We start from the raw sequence: 12,774 nt of genomic DNA on the forward strand, positions 1-12,774 counted from the left end.
TAAAAATAAAAGCTAACTTTTGTTAGCTTTTATTTTTTAGTACAGTAAAATAAAGATAGATGGAAATGTAGCGAGGATTTAAAGGAGGAAAAAATATGAGGATATTGCATATGAATGCAGGAGCAGAAGATGGTGGAGGAAAAACACATATTATTTCACTGCTCGATCAATTTCCGAATGGTGAAGTAGAATTAGCAGTATTTGAAGATGGAATTGTTGCGAAAGAAGCAAGAGAGCTAGGAATAAAAGTTCATGTGTTTTCACAAAAATCTCGCTATGATTTATCCATTTTAAAGAACATAAGTGAATTCATTAATAAAGAAAAATTTGATGTAGTTCATACACACGGTCCTAGGGCGAATTTCTTTGTTTCTCTAATGAAGAAGAAATTCGCGGCAAAATGGGTTACGACAATTCATAGTGATCCATTTCAAGACTTTACTAAACAAGGCTTAAAAGGCTGGATTTTTACTAAATTAAATTTGAAAGCTTTAAAAAATATAGATTTATTTTTTGTTGTAACGAATAGGTTGAAAAAAAGCTTAGCCGCATTAGGTATTTCAAATGAAAAGATGCATGTTATCTATAACGGGATTGAATATGATCAGGAAAAAGCAGATGGCTATAATAAAAAGGAAATGTTTAATATTGATGAAGATGTGTTTACGGCAATCCAAGTAGCGCGTTTGCATCCTGTTAAAGGACATGAAGTTTTATTCGATGCGTTACAACAAACAAAATTGGAGAAAATTAAAGTGTTATTAGTTGGTGACGGGCCGTTAGAAAGAGAACTAAAGGCGTTAGCTACTGAAAAAGGGATTAATGATAAAGTTGAATTTTTAGGGCATCGTCAAGATGTGAAACAATTATTTGCTTCATCGCATGTCAATTTGTTAACTTCCCATAGCGAAGGATTTCCATTAGTTTTATTAGAAGCGGCAAATCAACGTGTACCATCAATTGTGACTAGAGCTGGAGAAATCGAACCGTTAATTGCAGATGAAACTTATGGGTGGATTGTACCAACTGGTGATGGAAAAGCATTGGCATCGGCATTAGAAGAGGCGTATGATAAGTGGAAAACTGGAGAGTTATCAGTAATGGGCAAGCATATTTATGAGCATGCTACTATGAACTTCTCACTTCAAAAATTATATGAAGATACGAAAGAAACATATAAGCAATTAATAGCAAAAAACCTTTAATGATAGAGAGGATAGTTAATTATGGCAGTACAAACGGTTGATATTCTAGGTGTTCCTTTCTCTACAATGACAATGGATGAAACGGTCCAATATTTAAAGGAACAACTAGAATTGGAGCAAACTCATACTTTTCAGGTAGTAACAGCAAATCCTGAAATTGTTATGTGTGCAAAAAAGGATGAAGAGTTCCATAAAACATTACTAAATACCGATTTAATTACACCTGATGGTATTGGGGTTGTAAAAGCAAGTGGTATGCTTGGTACACCTGTAAAAGAACGTGTAGCAGGTTTTGATTTAATGTGTAATTTATTTGCGAAGTTATCAGAAGAGAATAAACCAGTATCTGTTTTCTTATTAGGTGCAAAACCACATGTTGTACAAGCCGCGGCTGATCATTTAACGAAGACATATTCGGCTGCATCTATCGTGGGGATACAAGATGGATATTTTAAACAAGAAGAAGAAGAGAATATTGTTTCACGTATTCAAGAGGCAAAACCAGATCTATTACTTGTCGCACTTGGCTTTCCAAGACAAGAAAACTTTATCCAAAACAATAAGCATCGTTTAGAAACGAAAATGGCTGTTGGAGTAGGCGGTAGTTTAGATGTGTGGGCTGGAGAGGTAAAGCGTGCGCCAAAATGGATTCAATCTATTCATTTAGAGTGGTTTTACAGATTATGTAGTAATCCAACACGTTGGCGTCGTCAGTTAGTATTAGCTGAATTTTTAAAAGAAGTAATGCGTTCAAAAAAGTAGCGGAACATCGCTACTTTTTTTTATTTATTTTTGATAAACATTTTACTTTTTGGGAATGATGAAGGGGAATTTTTTATAAGAAAGTATTTTACTTATGCAATACACACATGTAAAATGATGTGTAAAGACAGCTGTGTAAGGAGGACTTCTTGTGAGCAAGGTAAAAGAAATTTCGAAGCGAAAGCTACTTGGTATAGCAGGGCTTGGCTGGCTATTTGATGCAATGGATGTTGGAATGCTTTCATTTGTAATCGTAGCACTCCAAAAAGATTGGGGATTAAGTACTCAAGAAATGGGTTGGATAGGTAGCGTTAATTCAATTGGTATGGCAGTAGGAGCGCTCCTTTTTGGGATACTATCAGATAAAATAGGACGGAAATCAGTCTTTATTATTACATTATTACTATTTTCTATCGGTAGTGGTTTAACTGCTTTAACGACGACATTCGCGATGTTCCTCGTTTTACGCTTTTTAATTGGTATGGGACTTGGCGGGGAACTTCCAGTTGCATCTACTCTTGTATCAGAAAGTGTTGAAGCGCACGAACGTGGAAAAATAGTTGTACTATTAGAAAGCTTTTGGGCTGGTGGTTGGTTAATCGCAGCTCTTATCTCATATTTTGTTATTCCTAAATACGGTTGGGAAGTTGCTATGGTATTAAGTGCAGTTCCATCGTTATATGCTTTATATTTAAGATGGAATTTACCCGATTCTCCAAGATTCCAAAAGGTTGCAAAAAGGCCATCTGTTATTGAAAATATAAAATCGGTTTGGTCTGGAGAATATCGTAAAGCAACAATTATGTTATGGATTCTATGGTTTTGTGTGGTCTTTTCCTATTATGGAATGTTCCTTTGGTTACCTAGTGTAATGGTACTGAAAGGCTTTAGTTTAATAAAAAGTTTTCAGTACGTGCTCATTATGACTTTAGCTCAACTTCCAGGATATTTCACAGCTGCATGGTTTATTGAACGTCTTGGTCGTAAATTTGTATTGGTTACGTATTTAATTGGTACAGCATGTAGTGCTTATGTGTTCGGAATTGCGGATTCATTAACAGCATTAATAGTGGCGGGTATGTTACTATCCTTCTTTAATTTAGGTGCTTGGGGTGCATTATACGCTTATACACCGGAACAGTATCCAACAACTATTCGCGGTACAGGTGCAGGAATGGCAGCTGCATTTGGGCGTATTGGTGGTATTCTTGGACCACTATTAGTAGGGTATTTAGTTGCTTCACAAGCTTCACTATCGCTAATATTTACGATTTTCTGTGGATCAATTTTAATTGGGGCACTTGCTGTAGTTATACTTGGTCAAGAAACGAAACAGAGGGAATTAGTATAAAGAGAAACCTTAATCAGTGGTGTTTTGTCCATCAACCACTGATTATTAGCCCACACCAATCGGGATAAAAGAAAAGGGGAACCAAAGTGGTTTCCTTTTTTCTGTTTTTTTAGATAAATAATGGTATAGTAAGAAAAAGGGAATGTTTCTTACTAAAGCGAATGTATACAACAAGACATATGGACAAAGGAATTAGGTGGCTGGATAAATGAAAATCTTACTTATCATGGAAGAAACAGAAGAGCGAAGAAAATTAGTTGAGAACTTTACTGAAAACATTCGAAATGTAGAATGTTTTGAAGCGAAAACTGGAACAGAATCTTTGCTAATAATGAAAAAACATACACCTGATTTTGTTTTTTTAAATTCGCAATTAATGGATGGTACTGGCTTTGAATATTCGAGTTTGTTACGAGAAGTGAATTGTTATACGAAATTTATTTTTATTGGTGAGGATATAGAAGAGGCAATTACAGCTTTTCGTTTCCAAGCGTTTTATTATTTATTACGACCATTTCGTGAAGAAGATTTACAATTCATTTTATATAAAATGGGAAAAGAACAAGGTGAGAAAGCAAAGAGTCATCTGCGTAAACTGCCGATAGAAGGCCATGAGGGGATTAGATATATTCTCCCGGAGGATATTGTATATATTAGTAAAAATAAGGAAAATAAAACCGTTTCAATTTATACAACGAATAATCAGTATATTTCAACATACACACTCCAGGAATTAGAAAATAAACTAAATGCATATGATTTTTTACGTGTACATAAAAGCTATTTAATTAATATGTCATATGTACAAGAACTTAAACCTTATTATAATGGCACGTATAATTTGCATTTAGACAGGTACGATGAGCAACCGATTCCAGTAAGCCGTAATTATGTAAAACGGCTTCGAAATAAAATTGAGCTATGACAAGTAATGAGAGAATTTTAACATAATAGCCTAGAAATCCTTCATGATAAGGAGGATTCAAATTAAATATTCAGAAAATTTAGTACAATCTCCTCTAAGAAGTAGTAATGGGGGGATTGTACGTGAAAACATTGAAATCAATTTTACTTTGGGGAGTTATTGCAGCGGTAGGAGCATCTGCTTTTGGTGTAATAGCTTTATCACAAGGTGAGACAATTAATGCTGTATGGCTATTAGTTGCTGCTGTATCAGTGTATGCGATTGCTTATCGCTTTTATAGTAGATTTATAGCAAGGAAAGTTTTTGGCCTAGATAGTAATAGGCAAACGCCTGCTCATACGTTAAATGATGGGAAGGATTATGTTCCAACAAATAAATGGGTTTTATTCGGACATCACTTCGCTGCGATTGCAGGGGCGGGTCCTTTAGTAGGACCAATTTTGGCGGCGCAGATGGGGTATTTACCTGGAACTATTTGGATTATCGTTGGGGTAGTTATTGCCGGAGCTGTACAAGATTTTGTAATTTTATTTGCTTCGATGAGACGTAATGGTAAATCATTAGGAGAAATGATTAAAGATGAAATTGGTCCTGTTACAGGATTAATTGCGATGATTGGTATTTTAGGTATTATGATAATTTTATTAGCAGTATTAGCTTTAGTAGTTGTGAAGGCACTTGTTGGAAGCCCATGGGGAATGTTTACAATCGCAGCAACAATTCCAATTGCTATTTTAATGGGAGTTTACATGCGTTACATTAGACCAGGACGAGTAGGGGAAGGGTCAGTAATCGGTATTGTTCTACTAGTTCTATCGCTTATTGGTGGACAGTATGTAGCAGAAAATCCAACACTTGCAAGTATGTTTACTTTTAGTGGTGAAACAATTGCTATTATGCTTATCGTATATGGATTCATTGCATCGGCATTACCAGTTTGGATGCTCCTTGCACCACGTGATTATTTAAGTACATTTTTAAAAATAGGAACGATACTTGGATTAGCAATTGGTATTTTAATTGTAGCTCCAGATTTGAAGATGCCGGCAGTATCTAAGTTTATTGATGGAACAGGCCCTGTCTTCTCCGGGAATTTATTTCCGTTCTTATTTATTACAATAGCTTGCGGTGCTGTCTCTGGATTCCACGCTCTCGTTTCATCAGGTACGACGCCGAAAATGATTGAGCAAGAAGGTCATGCACAGCCAATTGGTTATGGGGCAATGTTAATGGAATCATTTGTAGCAGCGATGGCTATGATTGCAGCTTGTGTATTAACACCAGGAACTTATTTTGCAATTAATAGTCCAGCAGCACTGATCGGAACAGATGTATCACAAGCGGCTCAAGTTATTTCTTCGTGGGGATTTGCTATTACACCGAATGAATTAAAAGAACTTGCTGTTAACGTCGGAGAACAGACCATTTTATCACGTACAGGTGGCGCACCAACATTAGCAATTGGTATGGCACATATATTTTCACAAGTAATAGGTGGAACGGCGATGATGGCATTTTGGTACCATTTTGCGATTCTTTTTGAAGCACTATTTATTTTAACAACGATTGATGCTGGAACACGCGTAGGACGATTTATGATTCAAGATATTTTAGGGCATGTGTACAAGCCGTTTGCGAAAACAGATTCCACAATAGCGAATGTGGTTGCTACAACGTTATGCGTATTAGGCTGGGGGTACTTCTTATATCAAGGGGTGGTTGACCCTCTCGGTGGAATTAATACGCTATGGCCACTTTTCGGTATTGCAAATCAAATGTTAGCGGGGATTGCACTATTACTTGGAACGACAATTTTATTCAAAATGGGGAAAAAGGCATACGTTTGGGTAACGCTTATTCCGACTATAGGATTACTTATTGTAACGATGACAGCTGGTTATCAAAAGTTATTTCATGAAAATCCTAAAATAGGATTTCTATCACATGCGAAAGTATTTCAGGGAGCATTAGATGATGGTAAGGTATTAGCTCCAGCTAAAAATGTTGCGCAAATGAAACAAATTATTTTTAATGACTATATTGATGCAGCACTTTGTGGAATTTTTATGATAGTTGTAATTGCTGTATTAATTTCTGCACTTCGAATTTGGATTCAAGTATTAAGAAATAAGCCAATGCCGTTAAAAGAGGCACCATATATTCCAAAAGATGAAAGTGAGTCGAGGAACTATGCTTAAAAATTTACGGAACGTATGGGGAAAGAGAAAGCAATTTATTAGTTTACTTGTCGGAGTTCCAAGTTATGAAACGTATGTAAATCACATGAAATTACATCATCCAGAAGAGAAAATTTTATGTCAAAAGCAATTTTTTGCTGAGGCACAAGAAGCTAGATTTAATGCAAAAGGCGGAAAGATATCGCGATGTTGTTAATGGAGGAGACGAAATTTCGTCTCCTTTTTTATTTTGCTGTTCCACGTGGAACAATATAATAAAAAAGTTTGGGAATTATAGGGATTTCGTAATACAATAACATATAGAAAGGGATAGATGGAAAAGAAAAAGTAGGGAGATTATTTTATGTTTAGAGATCTATTTGTAAATATGACAATCATTCTGTCCTTTATCTTTGTAGGTGCTCAGCTTTTAAGAGATAAGCCATTAAAAGAAGGATTCTCTTTTTGGCAGAAATGTTTGGTCGGTATTTTAACTGGAATATTAAGTATATTATTGATGCATTTTGGTGTGCATATTGAAGATATTATGTTGGATTTACGTTATTTAGCTGTTGTTTTGGCGATTATAATCGGTGGCCCGATAGCTAGTAGTATAACAGTTATGATCACTTTAATAACACGGGTATTTTTTACTGAATATTCTTTAGCCTCTGAATTGGCCTGCTATACTATCGTGGCAATAGGGATTGGCATTACTCTCATTTGGCGGATGAAGATTTCTATATTTACAAAATGGATATGGTTTAATGTGTACAGTTTGTCTATTTTAATACTACCACTTTATATTTTATTTAAGGATATATATGTAGTGGTATTATATTTAATTTGTTGTATTGTAGCGGCATACATCACATTTGTAAGTGCAAGTTACGTATTGCAATCCAATGAATTATTTCAAACGATGAAGCATTATGCAACGATAGATGCATTAACGAATCTAGGAAATGTAAGACAGTTTGATTTCGAGATGAATCGTCATATTGGTAGCAAGCATATGAAAAATGATTCACTTTGTTTATTACTTATAGATATTGATCACTTTAAGTATGTAAATGATACGTACGGTCATCCTGCTGGAGATGAAGTGTTAAAACAACTAGGGCGTATTTTGTTAGAAAATGCACCATTCCCAAATTTAGTCTTTCGAAAGGGTGGCGAAGAGTTTGCTCTGTTGTTACCGAAAAAAAGGGTAGCATTTGGAACTCGTATAGGGGAACAAATTCGACTAGCAGTTGAAAAGCATTCATTTCAACTGCAAAATGGGGAAAAAATTAAAATTACAGTTTCTGTTGGGCTTTCAGAATATAAAAAATCACCTGAGCAATTTATTCAATCAGCGGATGATGCGTTATATTATTCAAAAAGAAATGGTAGAAACAAGGTTAGTTCAGCATCATAGGAATTTGGGGAGTACTTTAAAACATTTCTGTAAAGTAATTAAAACCCACAGAACAATAAATGTTCTGTGGGTTTTAATCTATTTTTAAATTTATTAATAAAAAGCTTTGTGTTAGACAAGTTCTTTCGGTGCAACGAATTTACGGTATGCACCGTGATGTGTTGGTCCTACATATTCGTTAATCTTAAATGAATGACGAATTGCAGCTGTGATGAATTCTTTCGCAGTTTTTACTGCTTCTTTCACCGTTTTTCCTTTTGCAAGTTCTGCTGTAATTGCAGCAGAATATGTACAACCTGCACCGTGTGTATTTGTCGTATCAATCTTTTCTGATTCTAGAAGATCGAATGTTTCGCCGTCATATAACACATCAATAGCAGTTTCTGTGCCTAGTTTGCTACCACCTTTAATCAGTACGTATTTAGCACCTAAAGCATGGATTTTTTTTGCAGCTTCTTTCATGTCCTCAAGAGAATTAATTTTCACACCACTTAATTGATATGCTTCAAATAAGTTTGGCGTTACGACTAATGCCTTTGGAACAAGAACGTCACGTAAGCAGTCATTTGTTTCAGGATGTAACGCTTCATCCGCTCCTTTACATACCATAACAGGATCAACTACTACATTTTCGAAATTGTGCTTTTCAATTGTTTCCGCAACCATTTCGATAATTTCTACTGATCCAAGCATACCCGTTTTTAAAGCATCTACGCCAACGCCTTCAATTGTCGTTTCTAATTGTGGTTTTAATGTAGAAGCTGGGATTGGGAATACGTTATGTGCCCAACCGTTATGTGGATCCATTGTTACGATTGTCGTAAGAGATGTCATTCCGTATACACCAAGTTCTTGGAATGTTTTTAAATCTGCTTGTATACCAGCACCGCCACTTGTGTCAGAACCAGCGATAGTAAGTGCCTTATTCAATGTCATTATGAAAGCCCCCTCAAGTGATATAATGAAAACTATGTTTTCACCATTATATCAATGTTACGAATAAGTACAAAGTGAAAAGTAGATGATTTATGTTAAGTACTATTTAAAATCTTGTATGTAGGAGACGAATTATGTTTCAAGAGAATCGTACAAATGAATTAGTTATATTAAAAGAGATTGCAGAAACGTTAAATACCTCAAATGATACATATCACGTACTTCAAGCTGTGCTGGAAAAGCTGTTGAATGTAACTGGTTTAACGACAGGATGGATTTTCCTTGCGGATGAAAATGGTAGATATACAAAATTAATTGATTACCAATTACCAGAGGGATTGAAATTCGAAAATAAACGACCGATGTGTGAGGGGAATTGCTGGTGCTTACACCGTTTTGTGGAAGGAAAACTAGAGCGAGCAGTTAATATTATTGAATGTAAGAGAATTAATAATGCGATTGAATACAACTGGGGAGATACAGAAGGGATTGTACATCATGCGACAGTACCGCTAAAAGCGGGAGAAGATGAATTTGGCGTGTTAAATGTAGCTAGCCCAGGTAAAACGCATTTTTCGGAAGAAGAATTAGTACTATTACAATCAGTTGCCTTTCAAATTGGAACGGCATTAAAGCGTACAAAACTGTATGAAAATGAAAAGAGAAGAGCTCATTATTATGTAAAGTTAGAACGCTTTATTCAAGCTTTAAGGACAATTCATAAATTTAATGCATTACCAGAAGAGATTGTAATGCAAATAGGGAGCTTATTTCTATGGGAGCAAGTTGTATTCTTTATTAGAGAAGAAAATGAACTAGCTGTGAGAGCTTCTTATAAGAAAGGTGAACTACAAGATGATTTGAGGGCAGCAGCACAGGAAGCGTTGGAAAAAGAAGAATCTGTTTTGTTGAAGCGTCAGGTTGGTAATATAGAGCATCCCAATAGGGCAGTTATCGCTATTCCGATACATATTCAAGATCATATATTTGGAGTATTAAGTGTAAGTTCTAATAATGGAGAATTTGATATAAATACGATAGATGTAGTACAAGCGTTAGCAAATCATATTTCATTAATGATAGAGAACTTAAGATTAAATGAAAAACGCCGCGAACTTGTACGAATGGAAGAGCGTAATCGTTTAGCTAGAGATTTACATGATTCTGTTTCACAAAAGTTGTTTTCATTAACGTTTATGACGAAAGGCGCTGAAGCTGTCTTAAAGGGTCAAAATGAAAAGGTAGATCAGTCTTTGTATGAGATGCGTGAATTAGCACAAGGTGCCTTAAAAGAAATGAGGACATTAATTTGGCAGCTCCGTCCGGCTGGATTAGAGAAAGGGTTATTACCAGCTTTAAAGCAATATGGTGAAAGTTTAGGATTGAAAATTCGGGAACAAGTTACAGGTGTACGTGATTTGCCGCGTGTAGTAGAAGAAGCGCTATGGCGAATTGGACAAGAAGCTTTAAATAACGTAAGTAAGCATGCGAATGTAAGAGAAGCGACGATTTATTTCAAAGTGACGGAGAAAAATGTATCATTAGAAATAGTCGATCAAGGAAATGGGTTTGTAGAAAAGGATATAAAAGAGAAGAAATCACTCGGTATGACTACGATGCGTGAAAGAGTAGAATTAGTTGGTGGAACAATTAAAATTGTAAGTAGTAAGAAACGAACGAGTATAAAAGTAAATGTACCATTATGATGTGAAAATGAGGGAAGTTTGTGAAAATAAAAGTATTGTTAGTTGATGATCATACAGTTGTTTTAAAAGGATTAGCATTTTTTCTAAGCACACAGGAAGATTTTGAATTAGTTGGTGAAGCAAATAATGGGAAAGCGGCGCTAGTGAAAGTAGGCGAAACAAGTCCAGATGTCGTATTAATGGATTTATATATGCCTGAGATGGATGGAATTGAGGCAACAGCTTGTATTAAAAAAGAATATCCAAACGTGAAAGTAATTGTATTGACTAGTTTCTCTGATCAAGCTCATGTATTGCCGGCACTAAAAGCTGGGGCGAGCGGTTATATTTTAAAAGATATCGAACCAGATCAGCTTGTTGAAGCTATTCGAAGCGCGTATAAAGGTAATATTCAATTACATCCAGATATAGCAAATGCCCTTCTTTCTCAAACATTACCACAGGAAGAGAAAGAAGAAGAACCTTCCGTTCAAGTGGATGTATTAACAGCGAGAGAAAATGAAGTATTGCAGTTATTGGCGAAAGGGATGAGTAATAAAGAAATTGCTTCTGTTTTAGTTATTACAGAAAAAACGGTAAAAGCTCATATGAGTAGTATTTTGAGTAAGTTACATTTATCCGATCGCACACAAGCAGCATTATATGCAGTGAAAAATGGAATCGTATAAGACAAAAGTCGTAAGACCTAGTTCGCCTTTAGAAGGTGGACTTTTTTTATGGAAAAATACGTCTATGTGAGGACGTAATTGTTTTGATATAAAGATAAAATGTATTTGTAAGCAACAATAATTATAAGGGAGTACCCTTTTTCGTAAGTGATATATAACAACATAAGAGTGAGTAGTAGGAGGAAAAACAATGGCAACAGTTTTATTTGTAAAAGCAAACAACCGCCCAGCGGAACAAGCAGTTAGTGTGAAATTATACGAGGCATTTTTAGCAAACTATAAAGAAGCGCATCCAAATGATACAGTGGTAGAACTTGATTTATATAAAGAAGAATTACCATATGTAGGCGTAGATATGATTAATGGTACATTCAAAGCAGGTAGAGGATTTGATTTAACAGAAGAAGAAGCAAAAGTGGTAGCAGTTGCTGATAAGTATTTAAATCAATTCTTAGAAGCTGATAAAGTAGTTTTCGGTTTCCCGTTATGGAACTTAACGATTCCGGCCGTATTACACACGTATATTGATTATTTAAACCGTGCTGGTAAAACGTTTAAATATACACCAGAAGGTCCAGTTGGGCTTATTGGAGATAAGAAGATTGCGTTATTAAATGCACGCGGTGGCGTATATTCTGAAGGACCAGCAGCTGATATGGAAATGGCTGTAAAATATGTAGCGAGCATGATGGGCTTCTTCGGCGCAACAAATATGGAAACGGTAGTTATTGAAGGACATAACCAATTCCCAGATAAAGCAGAAGAGATCATTGCAGCAGGTCTTGAAGAAGCGGCTAAAGTAGCAAGTAAATTTTAATTTAAATTATAATCGCCACTCAAAAAACAGCATTAACTTTTATGTTAATGCTGTTTTTTATATTTTTAGCTCGTCAGCAAGTTTTTCTAATTGATTTCGATCTTGTATATAATATGTTCGTCCTTCCTTTTTTAAGTAGTTTTGCTGGCAAAACTGGTTTAATACATATAAAAGGTGACGGTAGCTGACATTTAAGTATTCCGAAGCCTCAGTATGTTTTTCTGTATAACTGTTATTTTGTTCTGTTAATAGAATAAAAGCCGCTAATTGATTTTCGAACGGATAACTATTGTTTTTGGCGTAACTTTCTGTTCGGGTAATTGTTTTTTCGCCGATAAATTTGCATAGTTTCTGTAGAAAGGTAGCATCTTGCAATAAAAGATGCTGACAATCTTTAAGAGGAAGCGCTAGGCAAATACAATCTTCAATCACCTCAACCGCTTTCGTAACAGATTCTACGCCAATTAATCCTAATTCCCCAATGAATGAAGGTGCTTGAATAAAATTAATTAAAGAAACTTTCCCATTTTTATGGCTCATATATATTTTGGCTTTCCCGGAAATTAAGTAATAGAGATAAGGAAGGTCGATTCCCTCCTTACATATCCTTTCTTTCTTTTGAAAAGAATGTAGTTCAGCATACGGTAAGACATCAAAAGAAAAAAGAGTATGGAAGTTATAAGTTTGCATGTAATGAGAGATTTCTTCGCTATTTTTACTGACTTTCATGTTTTCACCTCATGTTTAGTATGAGATATCTCCTATTATTTTTACAAGGAAGAATGATACGATTTATGTAAATTTGTT

The 12,774-nt window shown here is 35.3% G+C and carries 12 protein-coding genes; 10 read left to right on the forward strand and 2 right to left on the reverse strand.

The annotated features are described in order from the left end of the window. Positions 1–95: 95 nt before the first annotated feature. The 7 genes from ABH955_RS17830 to ABH955_RS17860 all read left to right on the forward strand — a co-directional run bounded on the left by ABH955_RS17830 (position 96) and on the right by ABH955_RS17860 (position 7,840). Positions 96–1,205: a glycosyltransferase family 4 protein gene (locus tag ABH955_RS17830; RefSeq protein WP_088033868.1), complete on the forward strand. Its 1,110-nt coding sequence runs from the start codon at positions 96–98 to the stop codon at positions 1,203–1,205. 21 nt (positions 1,206–1,226) lie between these two features. Beyond that, positions 1,227–1,967, forward strand: a complete 741-nt coding sequence (locus tag ABH955_RS17835) for a WecB/TagA/CpsF family glycosyltransferase (RefSeq protein ID WP_002016406.1) — start codon at positions 1,227–1,229, stop codon at positions 1,965–1,967. Between the two features lie 151 nt (positions 1,968–2,118). Further along, positions 2,119–3,318 carry an MFS transporter gene (locus ABH955_RS17840; RefSeq protein WP_404454853.1) on the forward strand — a complete coding sequence of 400 codons (1,200 nt, stop codon included), beginning with the start codon at positions 2,119–2,121 and terminating at the stop codon, positions 3,316–3,318. 208 nt (positions 3,319–3,526) lie between these two features. Beyond that, a complete protein-coding gene (locus ABH955_RS17845; protein ID WP_002089871.1) occupies positions 3,527–4,243 on the forward strand; it encodes a LytR/AlgR family response regulator transcription factor in 717 nt (238 codons plus the stop codon). A 122-nt stretch (positions 4,244–4,365) separates the two neighbouring features. Continuing rightward, positions 4,366–6,441, forward strand: coding sequence for a carbon starvation protein CstA (cstA, locus tag ABH955_RS17850; protein WP_404491405.1), 2,076 nt, complete (start codon positions 4,366–4,368; stop codon positions 6,439–6,441). Further along, positions 6,434–6,637, forward strand: a complete 204-nt coding sequence (locus tag ABH955_RS17855) for a YbdD/YjiX family protein (protein WP_002184484.1) — start codon at positions 6,434–6,436, stop codon at positions 6,635–6,637. The genes cstA and ABH955_RS17855 overlap by 8 nt, the downstream gene beginning before the upstream one ends. 147 nt (positions 6,638–6,784) lie before the next feature. Next, complete coding sequence (locus tag ABH955_RS17860; RefSeq protein WP_078213803.1) at positions 6,785–7,840, forward strand: diguanylate cyclase; 1,056 nt, start codon at positions 6,785–6,787, stop codon at positions 7,838–7,840. 111 nt (positions 7,841–7,951) lie between these two features. Here the strand turns inward: ABH955_RS17860 and pdxK are convergent, their stop codons facing one another. Further along, a complete protein-coding gene (pdxK, locus tag ABH955_RS17865) occupies positions 7,952–8,776 on the reverse strand; it encodes a pyridoxine/pyridoxal/pyridoxamine kinase (RefSeq protein WP_002016397.1) in 825 nt (274 codons plus the stop codon). 134 nt (positions 8,777–8,910) lie between these two features. Here pdxK and ABH955_RS17870 point away from each other — a divergent pair, with 134 nt between their 5' ends. From ABH955_RS17870 to ABH955_RS17880, 3 genes are all read left to right on the forward strand, one after another. Then, on the forward strand, positions 8,911–10,482 hold the full coding sequence (locus ABH955_RS17870; protein ID WP_113936147.1) for a GAF domain-containing sensor histidine kinase: 1,572 nt from the start codon (positions 8,911–8,913) through the stop codon (positions 10,480–10,482). Between the two features lie 20 nt (positions 10,483–10,502). Beyond that, a complete protein-coding gene (locus ABH955_RS17875) occupies positions 10,503–11,150 on the forward strand; it encodes a response regulator (RefSeq protein ID WP_404454846.1) in 648 nt (215 codons plus the stop codon). Between the two features lie 190 nt (positions 11,151–11,340). Further along, positions 11,341–11,967, forward strand: a complete 627-nt coding sequence (locus ABH955_RS17880; RefSeq protein ID WP_404442468.1) for an FMN-dependent NADH-azoreductase — start codon at positions 11,341–11,343, stop codon at positions 11,965–11,967. A gap of 57 nt (positions 11,968–12,024) precedes the next feature. Here ABH955_RS17880 and ABH955_RS17885 read toward each other — a convergent pair whose 3' ends face one another. Then, positions 12,025–12,696 (reverse strand): transcriptional regulator YeiL, encoded by a 672-nt coding sequence (locus tag ABH955_RS17885; protein WP_404442465.1) that lies wholly within the window; start codon positions 12,694–12,696, stop codon positions 12,025–12,027. Positions 12,697–12,774 lie beyond the last annotated feature (78 nt).

The sequence above is a fragment of the Bacillus sp. RC240 genome (genome assembly GCF_044907945.1).
In the GTDB taxonomy this organism is placed as follows: Bacteria; Bacillota; Bacilli; order Bacillales; family Bacillaceae_G; genus Bacillus_A; species Bacillus_A mycoides.